15 protein-coding genes and 1 pseudogene are annotated in these 16,922 nt (G+C 71.8%); 7 read left to right on the top strand and 9 right to left on the bottom strand.

The features are described from left to right. The first annotated feature begins 81 nt into the window (after positions 1-81). Positions 82-798 (top strand): DedA family protein, encoded by a 717-nt coding sequence (locus ACH4E7_RS03990; RefSeq protein WP_396247405.1) that lies wholly within the window; start codon positions 82-84, stop codon positions 796-798. 140 nt (positions 799-938) lie between these two features. Here ACH4E7_RS03990 and pyrE read toward each other — a convergent pair whose 3' ends face one another. The 5 genes and pseudogenes from pyrE to ACH4E7_RS04015 all read right to left on the bottom strand — a co-directional run. After that, positions 939-1,475, bottom strand: coding sequence for an orotate phosphoribosyltransferase (pyrE, locus tag ACH4E7_RS03995; protein ID WP_396247406.1), 537 nt, complete (start codon positions 1,473-1,475; stop codon positions 939-941). Positions 1,476-1,537: 62 nt separating this feature from the next. Further along, the gene (locus ACH4E7_RS04000; RefSeq protein WP_396247407.1) at positions 1,538-2,572 is read right to left on the bottom strand and encodes a CoxG family protein; all 1,035 of its coding nucleotides are present in this window, start codon (positions 2,570-2,572) and stop codon (positions 1,538-1,540) included. 145 nt (positions 2,573-2,717) lie between these two features. Beyond that, the gene (locus ACH4E7_RS04005) at positions 2,718-4,355 is read right to left on the bottom strand and encodes a polyamine aminopropyltransferase (protein WP_396247408.1); all 1,638 of its coding nucleotides are present in this window, start codon (positions 4,353-4,355) and stop codon (positions 2,718-2,720) included. A 154-nt stretch (positions 4,356-4,509) separates the two neighbouring features. Next, a complete protein-coding gene (locus tag ACH4E7_RS04010; protein ID WP_355668852.1) occupies positions 4,510-5,037 on the bottom strand; it encodes a DUF2617 family protein in 528 nt (175 codons plus the stop codon). Positions 5,038-5,526: 489 nt separating this feature from the next. Continuing rightward, positions 5,527-5,958 (bottom strand): annotated as a pseudogene (locus ACH4E7_RS04015) (aminotransferase class I/II-fold pyridoxal phosphate-dependent enzyme); the annotation flags it as partial. 164 nt (positions 5,959-6,122) lie between these two features. Between ACH4E7_RS04015 and ACH4E7_RS04020 the strand changes: the two are divergent. The 4 genes from ACH4E7_RS04020 to ACH4E7_RS04035 are packed head-to-tail and all read left to right on the top strand — an operon-like array spanning position 6,123 to position 8,913. Continuing rightward, positions 6,123-6,680 carry a hypothetical protein gene (locus ACH4E7_RS04020; protein WP_396247409.1) on the top strand — a complete coding sequence of 186 codons (558 nt, stop codon included), beginning with the start codon at positions 6,123-6,125 and terminating at the stop codon, positions 6,678-6,680. Continuing rightward, positions 6,677-7,738, top strand: coding sequence for a hypothetical protein (locus ACH4E7_RS04025; RefSeq protein WP_396247410.1), 1,062 nt, complete (start codon positions 6,677-6,679; stop codon positions 7,736-7,738). The genes ACH4E7_RS04020 and ACH4E7_RS04025 overlap by 4 nt, the downstream gene beginning before the upstream one ends. A gap of 38 nt (positions 7,739-7,776) precedes the next feature. Continuing rightward, a complete protein-coding gene (locus ACH4E7_RS04030) occupies positions 7,777-8,172 on the top strand; it encodes a hypothetical protein (RefSeq protein ID WP_396247411.1) in 396 nt (131 codons plus the stop codon). Between the two features lie 33 nt (positions 8,173-8,205). Then, the gene (locus tag ACH4E7_RS04035) at positions 8,206-8,913 is read left to right on the top strand and encodes a hypothetical protein (RefSeq protein ID WP_396247412.1); all 708 of its coding nucleotides are present in this window, start codon (positions 8,206-8,208) and stop codon (positions 8,911-8,913) included. A gap of 7 nt (positions 8,914-8,920) precedes the next feature. Here the strand turns inward: ACH4E7_RS04035 and ACH4E7_RS04040 are convergent, their stop codons facing one another. Together ACH4E7_RS04040 and ACH4E7_RS04045 are read right to left on the bottom strand one after the other, a co-directional pair. Next, positions 8,921-10,081: a pyridoxal phosphate-dependent aminotransferase gene (locus tag ACH4E7_RS04040; protein WP_396247413.1), complete on the bottom strand. Its 1,161-nt coding sequence runs from the start codon at positions 10,079-10,081 to the stop codon at positions 8,921-8,923. 121 nt (positions 10,082-10,202) lie between these two features. After that, on the bottom strand, positions 10,203-10,769 hold the full coding sequence (locus ACH4E7_RS04045; RefSeq protein WP_396247414.1) for a YbjN domain-containing protein: 567 nt from the start codon (positions 10,767-10,769) through the stop codon (positions 10,203-10,205). A 334-nt stretch (positions 10,770-11,103) separates the two neighbouring features. On the opposite strand from ACH4E7_RS04045, the gene ACH4E7_RS04050 reads away from it, so the two are divergent. After that, positions 11,104-11,394 carry a helix-turn-helix transcriptional regulator gene (locus ACH4E7_RS04050; RefSeq protein ID WP_396247415.1) on the top strand — a complete coding sequence of 97 codons (291 nt, stop codon included), beginning with the start codon at positions 11,104-11,106 and terminating at the stop codon, positions 11,392-11,394. 59 nt (positions 11,395-11,453) lie between these two features. Here ACH4E7_RS04050 and clpB read toward each other — a convergent pair whose 3' ends face one another. Both clpB and ACH4E7_RS04060 read right to left on the bottom strand, forming a co-directional pair. Then, positions 11,454-14,075 carry an ATP-dependent chaperone ClpB gene (gene clpB, locus ACH4E7_RS04055; protein ID WP_396247416.1) on the bottom strand — a complete coding sequence of 874 codons (2,622 nt, stop codon included), beginning with the start codon at positions 14,073-14,075 and terminating at the stop codon, positions 11,454-11,456. A gap of 78 nt (positions 14,076-14,153) precedes the next feature. Then, a complete protein-coding gene (locus ACH4E7_RS04060; protein WP_396247417.1) occupies positions 14,154-15,131 on the bottom strand; it encodes a LysR family transcriptional regulator in 978 nt (325 codons plus the stop codon). A gap of 70 nt (positions 15,132-15,201) precedes the next feature. On the opposite strand from ACH4E7_RS04060, the gene ACH4E7_RS04065 reads away from it, so the two are divergent. Beyond that, positions 15,202-16,347 carry a TDT family transporter gene (locus ACH4E7_RS04065; RefSeq protein ID WP_396247418.1) on the top strand — a complete coding sequence of 382 codons (1,146 nt, stop codon included), beginning with the start codon at positions 15,202-15,204 and terminating at the stop codon, positions 16,345-16,347. Positions 16,348-16,922 lie beyond the last annotated feature (575 nt).

The following is a 16,922-nucleotide window of genomic DNA, read 5'->3' on the forward strand; positions in this document are numbered from 1 at the left end:
TCGCGCTGGGGCGCGCGGCCGGAAGCCGTCGCAGGGCTCGGCCGGAAGTCGTCGGCAAGGTACGCCCGCTATCCTGCGCCCGTGGACTCTTACCAGCTGGCCGTCAATCTGCTCGACGCCAAATCCCTGATCTCGTCCCTCGGCGCCATCGGGCTCATCGCGATCATCTTCGCGGAGACCGGCCTGCTGGTCGGCTTCTTCTTCCCGGGCGACTCGCTGCTGATCCTCGCGGGCGTCGCCGCCTCGAACGCCGCGTCCTCGGTGCTCGGCGACGGCGCCAAGCTGCCGATCGCCGTGCTGCTCGTCGGCTGCCCGATCGCGGCGGTCGCCGGTGCCCAGCTGGGGCACCTGATCGGGGCCAAGGTCGGGCCGAGGATGTTCGACAAGCCCGATTCGAAGATCTTCCGCCGCGAGTACGTGGTGAAGGCGGAGGAGTACTTCAACAAGTTCGGCTCCGGCAAGGCCGTGGTGCTGGCCCGCTTCATGCCGATCATCCGGACCTTCCTGAACCCGGTGGCCGGCACCCTGGAGATGCCCGCCAGGACGTTCTTCCTGTGGAACGTCATCGGTGGTGTGCTCTGGACCGAGTCCATGCTGCTGATCGGCTACTTCTTCGGTGACGCGCTCGCCCCGGTGATCGACAAGTACCTGATCCCGGCGGTGCTGCTGATCGTGCTGCTGTCGATCTCGCCGATCCTGATCGAGGTCATGCGGGAGCGCCGCAAGAAGAAGGCGGGCGTCACCGACAGCGCGGCCGAGGCCGTGCAGAGCGGCGGCGGGCGGCACCGGCGCGGCTGAGCCCGACCGGCTGGGTTCAACGCGAAGGGCCGGACTGTTCCACGTGGAACAGCCCGGCCCTTCGCGTTGTCCGGGAGGCCTCTCGGCGAGAACTCCCGGTGAGGCCTCTCGGCGAGGACTTCATCGGGGTCCTCGCGGGGTCAGAGGCCCAGGTCGTCCAGGGTGTACGCGGTCACGTACTCCAGGCCCTGCTCCTCGACGGCCCCCGCGCCACCGCGCTCGACGATCACCGCGACGCCGACCACCTCGGCGCCCGCCTCGCGCAGCGCCTCGACGGCGGTCAGCACCGAGCCGCCGGTGGTGGAGGTGTCCTCGACCGCCAGCACCCGGCGGCCCTTCACCTCCGGGCCCTCGATCCGGCGCTGCAGGCCGTGCGCCTTGCCGGTCTTGCGGACCACGAAGGCGTCCAGCTTCTGCCCGCGCGCGGCGGCGGCGTGCAGCATCGAGGCCGCCACCGGGTCGGCGCCCAGGGTCAGACCGCCGACGGCGTCGTACTCCAGGTGCGAGGTCGCGTCCAGCATCACCCGGCCGACCAGCGGGGCGGCCTCGCCGTCCAGCGTGATCCGGCGCAGGTCGACGTAGTAGTCGGCCTCCTTGCCGGAGGAAAGGGTGACCTTGCCGTGCACGACGGCCTTGTCCTTGATCTGTGCCAGCAGGGCGTCGCGGTCGTTGCTCATGAGCGTTCAGTCTAGGGCCTGTCCTCAGACCCTGGCCTGCAACCGTGCGCGGCGCCTTTCGGCTAGCGCCGGCGCAGCGCCCTGACCAGCACCACGGCGCCGCCCAGCAGCGCCACCGAGCCGCCGATCACCCACGGCACCGCGCTGCGCCCGCCACTGCCCGGCACCACGATGCCGCCGACCTCGCCGCCCCAGCGGGACGCCGCCCGGGCCCGCGCGCTGCGGGCGGGCAGCGCCGGGGCGTACCGGCCGCGCGGCGGGGCGTGGTCCACCTCCTCGGCCGAACGGCCGACGATGCTGCGGCGGACCGGGCCGCTGAGTTCCGGCCCCTCCTCGTAGGCGAACAGCGGCTCGACCGGGACCTCCTCGGCGACCTCGTCCGTGCGGCCGCCGCTCTCGTCCTCGTCGGCCGCGTCGTCCTCATGGTCGTCGGCGGCGCCGGCGCCGAGGCCGAAGCGCTCGGCGTCGGCGTCCGAGAAGGCGATCAGGTCGGAGAGGTCGTCGTCCAGATCGTCGCCGGGCTGGTCCTGGCGGTCCTCGATGGAGACGACCTCGGCCGGAGTCCCGCTCTCGGCCTCGGTCCCGTCCTCGGTCCCATCCTCGGTCCCATCCTCGGTCCCGTCCTCGGCCGCGTCGTCGTCCACAGGCTCGCCCTCCGGGGAGGTGAGCGCGGTGGCGAAGCGGTCCAGCAGGCGGCGGCCGACGGCGTCGAGGGTCTCGGCGTCGAACTCGGTCAGCCGGCCGGTGGCACTCAGGTCGCCGGTGAAGCGGATCGCCGCGGTGCCCTCCTCGGCGCCGTCCACGACGCTGACCCGCACGGTGGCGGTCGCCTCACCGCTGCCCCGGGCCTCCTGCCCTTCGGCCAGCACGGTGAGCACACCCTCCCGGCCCTCGATCAGCGACAGCACGCCCTTGTAGGTGATCGTGGAGCCGCCGATCCGCAGCTTCAGCCGCCCGCCGATCTCCTCAGCAGGCCCACCCCCGACCGCCGCCGGCTCGGTGCTCAGCCCCGGCACACTCCGCGCCAGCAGCGCCGGATCCTGCAAGGCCTCCCGCACCAGCTCTGCGGACATCGGGACGACAACCTCATGCTCCATGTCACGGAGCCTACCGACCCGAACCGGCCCGGTCCCTACCTACCACCACTCGACTTTCGCCCCACCCCGCGCGTCACGCCCTCCAGCCGTCCGCCCGGCCCACTTCTCCCTTCCCGTGCGCCTCTCCGTAGGCCCCCGCCCCCCCTCAGCGCGGCCCCAGCAAGGTCAGCGGCGCCGGGGGCCGGGCCGGCCGGAGGGCGGCGAGGCGGGTGGTGGAGGCGTGGAGGGCGTCAGGGGTGAGGGCGCGGGGTGGTGGGGCGTCGGGGGCGAGGCTGAGCGGGGGCGGGGTGGCGGCGGCGAGCAGGAAGTCCTGGGCGGTGTCCGGGGCGCCGGGGCGGCAGGTGGCGGTGGGACTGCCCTGAACGGCGTACGGGGTGGTCCGCAGGCCCGCCGCGCGGAGGCCGGACTCGATCCGCCAGAGGCCGTCCCCGCCCTCGTCCCCGCCGGCCCGGACGGCGATCCGGCCGCCGGGGGCCAGCAGCCGGGCGGCGAGGCCGTAGAACTCCTGGGAGTGGAACTTGACCGGCCCGCCCTCCGAAGGGGCGGGCAGGTCGGCGAGCACCACGTCGTACGCCTCCTCGGGGGCGCCGCGCAGCCAGGCCATCGGGTCGGCCGCTGTGGTGCTCACCCGGGGGTCGTCCAGGGAGTGCCCGGTGAGGGCGGCGAGCCCGGGGTCGGTGCGGGCGAGCCGGGAAAGGGCCGGGTCGGCGTCGACCAGTCGTACGGCGCGGACCCCGCGGTGCCGCAGCACCTCCCGCAGCGCGAGGCCGTCGCCGCCGCCGAGCAGCAGGACCCGGCGATCCGCCCCGGCGGCCATGGCCGGGTGGACGAGGGCTTCGCTGCCCCGGTACTCGTCGGGCCCGCAGGCCGTGAGCCGGCCGTCGAGGTAGAGCCGGAGCGGGCCCCCGGCGGGGCCGGTGAGCACGATCTCCTGGTACTGGCTGCGGGTGGCGTAGCGGATCCGGTCGCCGTAGAGGGCGTGCCGGGCGGCGCGTTCGATCGCGTCGGAGCCGACGGCGGCGGCCGCGAGCAGGGCGAGGACGAAGGCGCAGCCGAGCCAGAGCAGCCGTCGTATCCGGGGGGCGGGCTCCTCGCGGAAGAGCCAGAGCACCACGGCGGCCCCGGCCACCGCGTTGACCGCCCCGGTGAGCAGCGCGCCGTCGCCGGGGCCGAGACCGGGGAGGACGAGGAAGGGGAAGGCCAGGCCGCCGATCAGCGCGCCCACGTAGTCGGCGGCGAACAGGTCGGCGGCGGCGCGTCCGGCGTCCTCGCGCCGGATCCGCTGGATGAGGGTCATCAGCAGCGGGATCTCGGCGCCGATCAGGATGCCGATCAGGCAGGTGAGGCCGACCATCGCGGCCTGGTAGCAGCCGATCCAGGCCCAGCAGGAGTACAGGGCGAGGACGGAGAGTCCGCCGGTGAGCGCGAGGGCGCACTCGACCAGGGCGAACGCGGTCGCGGGCCGGCTCGTGAGCCGCTTGGCGAGCAGGGAGCCGAGGCCCATCGCGAACACCATCACGGAGAGCACGACGGAGGTCTGGGTGACGGTGTCTCCGATCAGGTAGTCGCCGAGCGCCACGAGTTCGAGCTCGTAGACGAGTCCGCAGGCCGCGCAGACGAACGCGGCCAGCAGGACGGTCAGACGGGCGAGCCGGGGGCGCGAGCGCAGCCGGGATCGACGGCGGGCGGGCAGGGGGGTGAGGCTTCGCCCGGGCCGGGGTGGGGGGCCGTCGTCGAGGTCCACTCGCGGGCGGGCGGGCGGACCGACCGGATGGTTGATCACGAACAAACGCTAGGGGACGTGCGGGACGGATAGCTGCGCCCATTCGACGGACAGTGCGGGCCTTCGGATTGACGAACCGTTCCTGCGTGCGATTCATCGGCTCGCGCTACGGAGCGCAGGACCGAATCGGCGTTCCCGCTCAGGCCTCGGGCGGTCATGTCCCCGACACCACCAGCGAGGAGCGGGTGCAGACCAGCTGCCCCTCCTGCGGGTAGGCGTGCCAGGTCCGCCAGAGCAGCCGGTCCGTGCCGCCCTGGGTGACCAGTGCGGTGAAGGCGCTCGGGTCGCCGGGGAAGACCCCGGCGAGACCGCGCGGGTGTCCCTCGACCAGGGCCAGCAGCTCCTGGGCGCGGGCCGCGAAGTCGTGCGGGGGCAGGGCCTCGATCCGGGCGGCGAACTCGTACTCCCAGCCGCCGACCTGCTTGGCGACCCGGGCCGGCAGCGGCGTGCGGCGGCCGGGCAGGCAGGCGACGGTCTCCAGGCAGCTGCCGGGGCCGGCGTCGATCACCACCTGGTGCGAGGCGCCCAGCAGTCGCAGCTGGAGGGTGCCGGAGGTGCCGGGCCGGCCGCCGTCGAGTCTGAGGTCGTGGACCGCGAGCGCGGGCAGTGGGTCGCCGCCGAGGCACCAGGCCAGGTCACCGGCGCGGGTGTCCGTGTAGGAGGTCTGCAGTGTGGTGAGCATGCTCGGCTCCGCGTTTCAGCTCCGTGCGCGCCCGCCGAGCAGCAGCGACTAGGCCTAGGCGATGGCGAGGCTGTTCGTGGCTGTGCGGCCCTGGGCGCGGCCGACCGTGGAAGGAAGGATTCCGGCTGGAGATTCAGCAGCAGAGAAGCATGAATACGCCGGGCCCGTCGGGGATTTACCCAACTTTGTCAAGCATTCACTGTTTCGAGCACACCTGCTTCCCGGCTCTGATCGACCCAGTGTGCGACTCTGCACAGCGCGCGCCCCTGCAACCGGCATGCACGCCGTGCGCGCCGGTTGTGTGCCGTCCGCGCGCTTCACATGCCGCCGCCCTCCACGCGTCGGGCGTGGAGGGCGGCCGGGTGTGCCGGGGAGGTTGGTCGAATTGCCTCCTGGGCAGCAAACGGGCGTGCCACTCAGGGGAGTTGACCGTGAATCAGAACTACTGTCGGGCTGGGATCGCTCCCGTTCGAGGGGGCGCGCGGACGCTCAGAGGCACTGCAGCCGAGCGACGGCCTCCTGGAGCACCTCGTCCCTTTTGCAGAAAGTGAAGCGGATCAGGCTACGGCCCGCGTCGGTGTCGTCGTAGAAGACGGCGTTGGGGATGGCGACGACGCCGCAGCGCTCGGGCAGGGCGCGGCAGAACTCGATGCCGTCCTTCTCGCCCAGCGGGGTGATGTCGGTGGTGATGAAGTAGGTGCCCTCGGGGGTGAAGGCCCGGAAACCGGCGGCGGAGAGCCCGTCGGCGAGCAGGTCGCGCTTGCGCAGCAGGTCGGCGCGCAGGGTGTCGAAGTAGCTGTCGGGAAGTCGCAGCGCCTCGGCGACGGCGTACTGGAAGGGGCCGGCGCTGACGTAGGTCAGGTACTGCTTGGCGGTGCGGACGGCGGAGACCAGCTCGGGGCTCGCGGTCACCCAGGCCACTCCGTGTTCGCCTATCCATTCCGTAGTCCTTCGAAGCACTCCGGCAGCTGGATGCAACCGCACAGAAGAGCGATTCGTCGTTTTGAGTGGTGCTTGTCAGTTGTCAGTTCGGGCTTCGGGGGTGGGCGTTGTCGATCGAGTTGCCGGACGAACTTGTCTGGGTCATGAGTCTGATGGGCCTCAACTGGCCCGACATCGACGAGGACGAACTGCGCGAATGGGGTCAGCACGTCCGGGAGTTCGGCAAGGGGATGGCGAAGTCCCACGGCGACACGGACACCCTGCTGAAGAACCTCGGCGGGGCCTACGAGGGCGCCGGGTACGAGGCTCTGATCACCCGCTGGGGCCAGGCGTCCGAGGGGCACATGACCGTGCTGATCGACTGCTGCGAGGTGCTGGCGACCGGCCTGGAGGTGGCCGCCGACGCGGTGATCGTGGCCAAGGGCGCGGTGATCGCCCAACTGGTGGCGACCGCGGCCGAGATAGCGGCCGCTGCGGCCGCGGCGGTCGCCACCCTAGGCCTCTCGGCTGCGGCGGAGGCGGCGATCGTCGAGGTCGGCAAGCGGATCGTGAACGCGATCGTGCAGGAGATCGAGTCCGTCATCATCGCCGAGCTGGTGTCGACGGCGATCGATCCATTCCACGCAGCCATCCAGGAGGCGGTCTCCGGTCTGGTGTTCAAGGGCGTCGAGGCGGCCCTGGTCGGAGGTGAGCACAAGTGAGCGAGGGGTTCCGCGCCAATCCGGCCGCGCTCAGCGAGGCTGCGGCGAAGGCGCACAAGCACGCGGACCAGGTGGAGCACCACTCCCGGGAACTGCACGAGAAGACGCGTGGGAAGCTGCTGGGGCGGGGCAAGCTCGGCAAGATCGTCCAGAACGCGGTCCGCCCGATCGTCCACTCGATGATCAACGACATGTCGAAGGCGATGGCCGATGGGCACCGGTCGATCGGGCACGGCCTGGAGATCACTGCCAAGAACCACCGCGATGCCGAGAAGGCGATCCACAAGAGCCTGCGCGCGGACGGACGCTCCCTGAAGTCGGAGGGCATCGAGCTCCACCCAGGGCAGTCCGTACCGGGGAAGAAGGTGCTGAAGGCGCAGTACAACCGGGAGGTCGACAGGCGGGTCGCCCAGCTGGAACTGCAGGGGCACGGCGTCGGCCGGCACCTCAAGGTGACGGACCAGCAGTTGAAGGACCGGCTCGGGAAGCCCTTCAAGGAGACGGTCAACGTCCCGCAGCCGCCGCTCACCAACGCCCGTGGCTTCGCGGTCGCGCAGCCGCCGAAGCAGGTCTCGCGCTGGGCCAAGGACGAGCACGGATTCGCCCAGTCGAGAGAGAAGATCGACCCACTGCACGGTCCCGATGCCAAGCAGCGCCTGGCGCCGCCGCAGCTCTACCACGACAAGGAGAAGCGGAACCAGCACGGCGATCCGATGAACCACACCTGCGATCGCTTTTCGACGGCTTTCAAGGACAACGAGTCCTACATGTATGCGGAGCTTCATGCGCGAGAACGCATTCCGAGCAGTCCGCCGTACGAGGTGAAGTTCTCGCCGAAGGACGTCTGGGGCCGCGGTGGCCACGAGGGAATGTTCCGCGGGTACTATATTGACCCTGGAAATCCGATGACCAACGGTCGGATCAATTATCGGGACGTGAACTTCAAGGACGCCGAGATCATTGCGGTCTACCGGCCGGACGGAAAGGGTGGATTCAAACTCCACACCATGTTCCCTCAGCCAAAGGTGGAGCACAACATGGGTCACCATCATCACTGACCATGGTCGTTGAGATTTACGGAAAGGAGCGCTGAGGTATGCGAGTGCCCACATCGGGGTGGAGTTTCAGGCAGGTGCCGGGCTGGTCGGACGATGAGCAGCTCCAGCGGTTTTACGGCCACTACTTCCGGGTCGACACAATGGACGAGGTCCACGAATTCAAGCCGTGGGCGACCGATGGGAGTGAATTCGCGCGGAGGCTCCAGGCGAGCCTGGAATACTTCTTGGAACAGCAGCCCGCCTCGACCAGGGACTGGCTGGATTTCACCGGGTACCAGTTCTTCTCCGAGGCCGAGCTCTACGGGTTCCTCCTGGACGTGTACAACTACTTCTACGGCGACCGCTCGGAGTTGCCGGTTCCCCCGGACCCGGAGCGCCTGCCGCCGCGTGACGACGACCGGTTCTGGTCGGAGTGGCGCCCGGTAGGCGAATGATGGAATCCGACCCCGACCACTGGAGTACCCCGCATGCCTCTCCGTGACGAGCTCCCGCCCCGCACCGGCCCGTGGGCCAGCCGTTTCGATTCCGAGGAGGCCCTCGTCCAGGCGGACGACGTCCTGAGGGCGGCTGCGCTGGCGAACCACGACCTGGCGCCGATCCTGCTGTTCGAGGAGGTGTACGGCCCGCTCCTGAACTCCGCCGGCAAGGCCACGGCGATCGCGATCGACCCGGAGGAGCCGTACGGTCCGGACGGCGAGATCAACTACGTCTACGCCGACTTCCTCAAGTCCGGCCTGGTGTACGGCGTTTACCGTCCTGCGAGCACGGCCGGGCCAGCCGGACCGGAGCGGGAGGACGAGCTCTGGAACACCACGCTCTACCCGTACCCCGGTGGGGCCGTCGACCCGACCACCGTCCCGCTCGCCGAATTCGGGCTGGACGTTCCCGGTGTCGACCGGCGCTTCGTGCACTTCTGCGCGGGCGTGCTCGGGGTCGAGGCGGTCGACGACCTCGGGATATTGCGGGACACCTTCGACCAGGCCTGGCCGGACTACCGGGAGACCGTCCGAGCCGGGCTGCTGCACGTCGTGCAGAACCGGCCGCTGTCCCCGCAGCAGTGGTACGGCCTGACGTACGTGGCGTTTCCCGACCAGCAGGAGCTGACGCTCTATCTCGCCCAGGTCTACGCCTACCTGTTCGACGGCTTCGAGGCCATGCCGTTGGCGCCGCAGTAGCGGCCGGTCAGAGCTGCTGCAGCCGGGTGACCGCCTCGGCGAGCACCTCGTCCTTCTTGCAGAAGGTGAAGCGGACCAGGCTGCGGCCCGCGTCGGTGTTGTCGTAGAAGACGGCGTTGGGGATCGCGACGACGCCGCAGCGCTCGGGCAGGGCGCGGCAGAACTCGATGCCGTCCTTCTCGCCCAGCGGGGTGATGTCGGTGGTGATGAAGTAGGTGCCCTCGGGGGTGAAGACCCGGAAACCGGCGGCGGAGAGTCCGTCGGCGAGCAGGTCGCGCTTGCGTAGGAGGTCGGCCCGGAACGTGTTGAAGTAGCTGTCGGGGAGACGGAGCGCCTCGGCGACGGCGTACTGGAAGGGGCCGGCGCTGACGTAGGTGAGGTACTGCTTCGCAGTGCGGACCGCCGAGACGAGGGCCGGACTCGCGGTGACCCAGCCGACCTTCCAGCCGGTGAAGGAGAAGGTCTTGCCGGCCGAGGAGATGGTGACGGTGCGCTCGCGCATGCCGGGCAGGGCGGCGATCGGGTGGTGGACGGTGCCGAAGACCAGGTGCTCGTAGACCTCGTCGGTGACCACCAGCAGGTCGTGCTCGACGGCGAGGGCGGCGATGCCGGCGAGCTCCTCGGCGGTGAGGACGGTGCCGGTGGGGTTGTGCGGGGTGTTGATCAGCAGCAGCCGGGTGCGCGGGGTGATCAGGGCGCGCAGCTCGTCCAGGTCGGGGCGGAAGGACGGGGCCCGGAGGGTGAGCGGGACGCGGGTGGCGCCGGCCATCGCGATGCAGGCGGCGTAGGAGTCGTAGAAGGGTTCGAGGGCGATCACCTCGTCGCCGGGCTCCAGCAGGGCGAGCAGGGCGGCGGCGATGGCCTCGGTGGCGCCGGCGGTGACCAGCACCTCGGCGTCCGGGTCGTACGACAGGCCGTGGAAGCGCTGCTGGTGCTCGGCGACGGCCTGGCGCAGTTCGGGGATGCCGGGGCCGGGCGGGTACTGGTTCCCGCGGCCCTCGCGCAGCGCCCGTACGGCCGCCTCACGGACCTCCTCGGGCCCGTCGGTGTCCGGGAAGCCCTGCCCGAGGTTGATCGAGCCGGTGGCCGTGGCCAGGGCGGACATCTCGGCGAAGATCGTCGTTCCCATCCCGGCCAGTCGGCGGTTCAGCAGCGGCCTGGTTCCCATGCGAAAGGCTCCTCACGCGTCGTCGTCGCGCCCATCCTGGGACAGCCGGGGCCCGGGGACAAGGGCGGCCCGCCACCGCGCTCGATCGCGGTGGCGGGCCGTGGGTGGGGGGATGCGGGGATCAGGCCTCGTCGGAGTCCTCGCCCTCGCCCTCCTCGCCCTCGATCTCGTTCTGCAGGCCCAGGCGCTCGACGATCCACTGCTCGAAGCCGACGGCGGCCTGGGTCCAGTTCGCGGTGGTGGTGACGAAGTAGTCCAGGTTGACGCCGGTGCCGACGATCATCTGGGCCTCACCGATCAGACGGACGACGCCGTCCTCGTGGGTGTGGGTGTAGACCTTGGGCCACAGGGTCTCGCGGTTCCACTCGTCGATCAGGTCGAGGATCTCGCCCTTCTTCTCCAGCGGGTACGCGCGGTCGTAGAAGGCGCGCACCGCGAAGAGCTCCTTCTGCTCGCCGCGGAACATGTAGTAGACGCGGAAACCCTCCCAGGGGGCGGTGAGGTCGCCCTCCTCGTCCACGACGTGCTTGAGCTGCATCTGGTCCAGCAACTGGGTGACCAGGCCCTGGTCCGGGACGATGATCGGCGGCGGGCCGGCCGGCCGCCCGCCCTGGCCGCCGGGCTGGCCGCCGGGCTGGCCGCCTCCGGGTACGCCGAAGGACGGGATGGACGACGGGTCGATGCTCATGGGGTCCTCTTCCTCAGTGCACGTGGTGGCCGGCAATGAGAGGCCGCCCTTTGCTCCTCCCATCCTGCCTCATTCGGGGTCTCGCTCACAGGGGCACCCGGGGGCGCGTCGATCTTCATTTCGGCGCGTGTCGGGCACCGGTCACGCAGGGTGCCCGGCGGTCGGCGGCGGGGCGGCGCGCCGGGCGCGCGCGTGAGCCAAGTCACGCGCCCGGCGCCCGGGTTCGCCTGCCGTGCCGGCCGGATGCGGTTAGCGTGCGACGGAACTCGCCTGTGGCAACGGCCCTGTGAGGTGGGCGAGTTGAGGTGATTTGAGCTGATGGGGGGAAGCGGGGATGGAGCGTGCGGTGACCGGGGAGGGCGCCTCGCTGGGGACGCTGCTGCGGAGCATCCGGTTGGAGCGGGGGATGACGCAGGAGCAGTTGGGGGAGGCGTCGGGGCTGAGCGTGCGGTCGATCCGCGACCTGGAGCGGGGGGTGTCCTGTCCGCGGGTCTCCACGCTGCGGCTGCTCACCCAGACGTGGAACCTGCCGGAGTCGCGGGGCGCCGAGCTGTACCGGCTGGCGCGCACCTGGCGGGACCGCGCGCGGCGCCAGCGGCGAGGCGTGGCCGAGGAGCGGCGGTAGCGGCACGGGCCGCTCCCCGCGCCTGAGCACGGCGAGCGGCCCGAACCGGCCCGTCGGGCTTACTTCTCCAGCGGGCCCCGACCGCGGACGGTGAGCCGGTCACCCTCCTCGTCCCGCTCGACCAGGACGGTGTCCCCGTCGTGCACCTGGCCGGACAGGATCGCCCGGGCCAGCTGGTCGCCGATCGCGGACTGCACCAGCCGGCGCAGCGGGCGGGCGCCGTACGCCGGGTCGTACCCGGTGAGCGCCAGCCAGTCGCGGGCGGCCTCGGAGACGTCCAGGGTGAGCCGCCGCTCGCGCAGCCGCTCGCCGAGGCGCGCCACCTGGAGGTCGACGATCCTGCTGAGCTCGTCGGTGCCCAGCGGGTCGAAGACCACGATGTCGTCCAGCCGGTTGAGGAACTCCGGCTTGAACGCGGCCCGGACGGAGTCCAGCACCAGGGCCTTCTTCTTGTCCACGGGGGTGGCCGGGTCGACCAAGTACTGCGAGCCCAGGTTGGAGGTGAGGATCAGGATCGCGTTGCGGAAGTCCACCGTGCGGCCCTGGCCGTCGGTGAGTCGGCCGTCGTCCAGCACCTGGAGCAGGACGTCGAAGACCTCCGGGTGGGCCTTCTCCACCTCGTCCAGCAGCACCACGCTGTACGGGCGGCGGCGGACCGCCTCGGTGAGCTGGCCGCCCTCCTCGTAGCCGACGTACCCGGGCGGGGCGCCGACCAGGCGGGAGACCGAGTGCTTCTCGCCGTACTCGCTCATGTCGATGCGGACCATCGCCCGCTCGTCGTCGAACAGGAAGTCGGCCAGGGCCTTGGCGAGCTCGGTCTTGCCGACGCCGGTCGGGCCGAGGAACAGGAAGGAACCGGTCGGGCGGTCCGGGTCGGCGATGCCCGAGCGGGTGCGGCGCACCGCGTCCGAGACCGCCTGCACGGCCTCCGCCTGGCCGATCAGGCGCCGGCCCAACTCCTCCTCCATGCGCAGGAGTTTGGCGCTCTCGCCCTCCATCAGGCGGCCGGCCGGGATGCCCGTCCAGGAGGCGACCACATCGGCCACGTCGTCCGGGCCGACCTCCTCCTTGACCATCGAGGCCGAGGCGGGCCCGGTCTCGTCGTTCGCAGTCGCGGCGCGCTCCTGGGCGTCGGTGAGCTCCTTCTCGGCGGCCGGGATCTCGGCGTACATCAGCTTGGACGCCCGCTCGAAGTCCCCGTCGCGCTGGGCCCGTTCGAGCGCACCGTGCAGGTCGTCCAGCCGCTCCTTGAGCTCGCCGACCCGGTTGAGGCTCTTCTTCTCCTGCTCCCAGCGCGCCGTCAGTACGCTCAACTGCTCGTTCTTGTCGGCGAGATCGCGCCGCAGCCGGGCCAGCCGGTCGACCGAGGCCGGGTCCGACTCCTTCTCCAGGGCCAGCTCCTCCATCCGCAACCGGTCGACGGCGCGCTGGAGTTCGTCGATCTCGACCGGGGAGGAGTCGATCTCCATCCGCAGCCGCGAGGCCGCCTCGTCGACCAGGTCGATCGCCTTGTCGGGCAGGAAGCGGGAGGTGATGTAGCGGTTGGACAGGGTGGCGGCGGCGACCAGCGCGGCGTCCGAGATCTGCACCTTGTGGTGCGCCTCGTACCGGCCCTTGAGGCCGCGCAGGATGGCGATCGAGTCCTCCACGCTGGGCTCGCCGACCATCACCTGCTGGAATCGGCGCTCCAGGGCCGGGTCCTTCTCGATCCGCTCGCGGTACTCGTCCAGCGTGGTGGCGCCGACCATCCGCAGCTCGCCGCGGGCCAGCATCGGCTTGAGCATGTTGCCCGCGTCCATCGCGGAGTCGCCGCCGGCGCCCGCGCCGACCATGGTGTGCAGTTCGTCGATGAAGGTGACGACCTGGCCGTCGGAGGCCTTGATGTCGTTCAGGACGGCCTTCAGCCGCTCCTCGAACTCGCCGCGGAACTTGGCGCCGGCCACCATCGCGCTGAGGTCCAGCGCGACCAGCCGCTTGCCGCGCAGCGACTCCGGTACGTCGCCGGCCACGATGCGCTGGGCCAGGCCCTCGACCACGGCGGTCTTGCCGACGCCGGGCTCGCCGATCAGCACCGGGTTGTTCTTGGTCCGGCGGGAGAGCACCTGGACCACCCGGCGGATCTCGTGGTCACGGCCGATCACCGGGTCGAGCTTGCCGTCCCGGGCGGCCTGGGTGAGGTCGGTGCCGTACTTCTCCAGCGCCTTGTAGGTGCCCTCCGGGTCCGGCGAGGTGACCCGGCCGCTGCCCCGGACGTCCTTGAAGGCGGCGAGCAGCGCCTTGGGCGTCGCGCCCTGCTGCACCAGCAGCTCGGCCACCGGCCCGCCCTCGGCCGCCAGGCCGACCATCAGGTGCTCGGTGGAGACGTACTGGTCGTCCAGGTCGTCCGCGCGCTTGCCGGCCTCGGTCAGCACGGCGAGGGTGTCCCGGGCGAGCTGCGGGGCGGCGACCGTCGAGCCCATCGCGCTGGGCAGCGCGGTCAGCTGGCGGCGTGCCTCGGCGTCGACCCGGGCGGCGTTCGCCCCGACCGCCTCCAGTAGGGGCCGGGCGATGCCCTCGGGCTGCTCCAGCAGGGCGATCAGGATGTGCACCGGCCTGACGTCCGGGTTGCCGGCCGTGCCCGCCTGCCGGATCGCGGCGGACAGGGCGTCCTGCGTCTTGGTGGTGAACTTGCTCGCGTCCACTGCTGGGGGATCCTCCCTCGTCGTCCTTCACTGCTGCTACGTACAGCATGCACTAACTTGAGCCTATTCCGCTCAACTTTAGGTCGCTGAACTTCTTCTCTTCGCGGTCGGGTTCCTCCTCGGGGTCTGGTTCCTCCTCGGGGTCTGGCCGACCGCCTGCCGGGTCAGCCCCAGCAGTTCCCGGGCCGGCCCGCCCGGCCGCTGCCCGGCCGGCCACACCGCGCGCAGCGGCCGCCGCAGGTCCAGCTCCTCCGCCAGCGGCACCTCGACGAGCCGCCGGGTGGCCAGCTCCTCCACCACCGCCAGCTCGCTCAGGCAGACCGGCCCCGCCCCGGTCATCGCCGCCGCCTTCAGCGCGGTGGAGGAGGCCAGCTCCAGCCGGGGCTGCGCGGCGCCCCCGTACGGCGCCAGCGCCATCTCCAGCACCTCCCGGGTGCCCGAGCCGGGCTCGCGCAGCACCAGCGGGGTGCCCGCCAGCTCGGTCGCGGTCAGCGGGGTGCGGCGGCGCGCCCAGGGGTGGCCGGGCGCCACCACGACCACCAGCCGGTCCGCCGCCACTACCGCGCCGGCGAGCCCGGGCGGGGTGGACGGGCCCTCGACGAAGCCCAGGTCGGCATCCCCGGCCAGCACGTGCCCGGCCACCTCCGCGGAGTTCGCCGTCCGCAGTGTCACCGCCGTCCCCGGACTGGCCTCGGCCAGTCCCAGCAGCCAGCCCGGCATCAGGTACTCGGCGACGGTCAGGCTGGCCACCACCCGCAGCTTGGCGTCCCGCCGCTCGCGCAGCGCGTCGATCCCGGCGTCCAGCGCCTGCGCCGCCTCCACCACCTGCCGGGCCCACTCGACCACCAGCCGGCCGGCCTCGGTCGGCCGGCTGCCCCGGGGCGAGCGCTCCAGCAGCGGGACGCCGATCTGCCGCTCCATGCCCTTGATCCGGGCGCTGGCGGTCGGCTGGCTGACGCCCAGCTCGGCCGCCGCCCGGCCGACGCTGCCCAGCCGGGCCACCGCGAGCAGCAGTTCCAGGGCGCCCAGTTCGGGGACGTGCGGGGAGAGGGCCATAGGTTCAGGCTATGTCCTCATAGAGCCCGTGGCGCTACCGGCGGTCGGGCCGCCGGGCCAGGGTGGAACCATGTCCACCTTGGCCGATGTCCGTCCGCTCACCCGCCCCGCCTCCCGTTCCCGGCTCTCCCGGATCTCCCGGCTCTTCCGGTTCTCCCGGTTCGACCTCGCCCAGCTCGGCCCCAACTGGTACGCCGCCGTGATGGGCACCGCGATCATCGCCAACGGCGCCGCTGCCCTGTCCGTACCGGTGCCCGGGCTGATCGGCTTCGGCGAGGTGATGTGGGCATTCGGACTGGCCGCCCTGCTGGTGCTGGCCGCGGCCCGGCTGGTCCACCTCGCCCGGCACCGCGAGGCGGCCCGCGCCCAGCTGCTGGACAACCCGGCCACCGCCGTCTTCTACGGCTGCCCGCCGATGGCGCTGCTGGCGGTCGGACTCGGCACCCTGCTGCTCGGCTCCAGGGTCATCGGCACCGGCCCGGCGGTCGCCCTGGACGCCGTGCTGTGGGGCGTCGGCACCCTGTACGCGCTGGCCGTCGCCGGCGGCATCCCGTACCTGATGATCACCCGGCACCGGGTGTCCGCCCTGGAGGCCAACCCGACCTGGCTGCTGCCGGTGGTCGCCCCGCTGGTCGCCTCCGCCTGCGGCCCGGCCCTCGTCCCGCACCTGCCGGCCGGACTGCCGCAGCAGACCCTGCTGTACGGCTGCTGGGCGCTGTTCGGGGTCGGCCTGCTGGCCACCCTGGTGCTGCTGCCGGTGGTGTTCACCGGGCTGTTCCACAGCAAGCTGCCCGCCCTGGCGCTCACCCCCTCGCTGTTCCTGGTGCTCGGGCCGCTCGGCCAGTCCGTCACCGCGATCCACCAGCTCGCCGACGCCGCCCGCCCGGTGCTGCCCGCGCTGGCGCCCGTGATGCTGCCGCTCGCCGAGCTGTACGGCGTCGCGGTGATCGGTGTCGCGATGCTCTGGCTGGCCGTCGCACTCACCGCCAACCTGCGTGCCCGCCGGGCCGGGATGCCGTTCGCGATGACCTGGTGGGCCTACACCTTCCCGGTCGGCACCTGCGTCACCGGCGCCTCCGCGCTCGCCCGGCACACCGGCTTCGGCGGGTTCACCGCGCTGGCCGCCGGGCTCTACCTGCTGCTGGCCGTCGCCTGGGTGCTGGCGGCCGGGGGCACCGCCGCCGGGCTGACGCGCGGTCGCCTGCTGGCGCGCTGACCGGGCCGGGGGCTCCGGTCGGGAGGGCGTCCCCCGACCGGAGCCCCCGGCTCAGAAGTCCTCCAGCTCAGGAGCGCGCCGCCGTTGCAGGAACGCGCACCTGCGGGATGACCGTGGACAGCCAACGGCCTGCGCCGGCGCCTGCCGCCCGCACCCCCCCGCTGGCCTCGGTCTTTACCGGAATCCCGCCCGCCGCCCGGGGGGCCGGACCCGTGCCGGGATGCAGGTAACTGCAATTGCGTGAACCTGAACTCCGACGGCACTTGTCCGCGGAGCGTCACGCTGTGAGGCTAGAGGCACGCCAAGTCGTCCGGGCAACCGCAGCCCGATGGTGGCGACTTGCTCTTCAGTACTGACCACGGGTGCACGTCCCGCACCTGTGGAACGGGGGGGAAGAGCGCCGGCCGGGGTCCATGTGTGGTGATGGACTCCGGATCCGGATCCGTCGAGGCGTTGCTGCTCCGCCTCGACGGAAGCGCCTTGGCATTGGCGTGCTGATGGCGGCCCCCGGGCACCCGGTGTGCGACGGCACCCGGGCCCGGGGGCCCGCCGTCCGACCGGTACCGTGAGCACGC

It is taken from the genome of Kitasatospora sp. NPDC018058 (genome assembly GCF_044327205.1).
Classification (GTDB): Bacteria; Actinomycetota; Actinomycetes; order Streptomycetales; family Streptomycetaceae; genus Kitasatospora.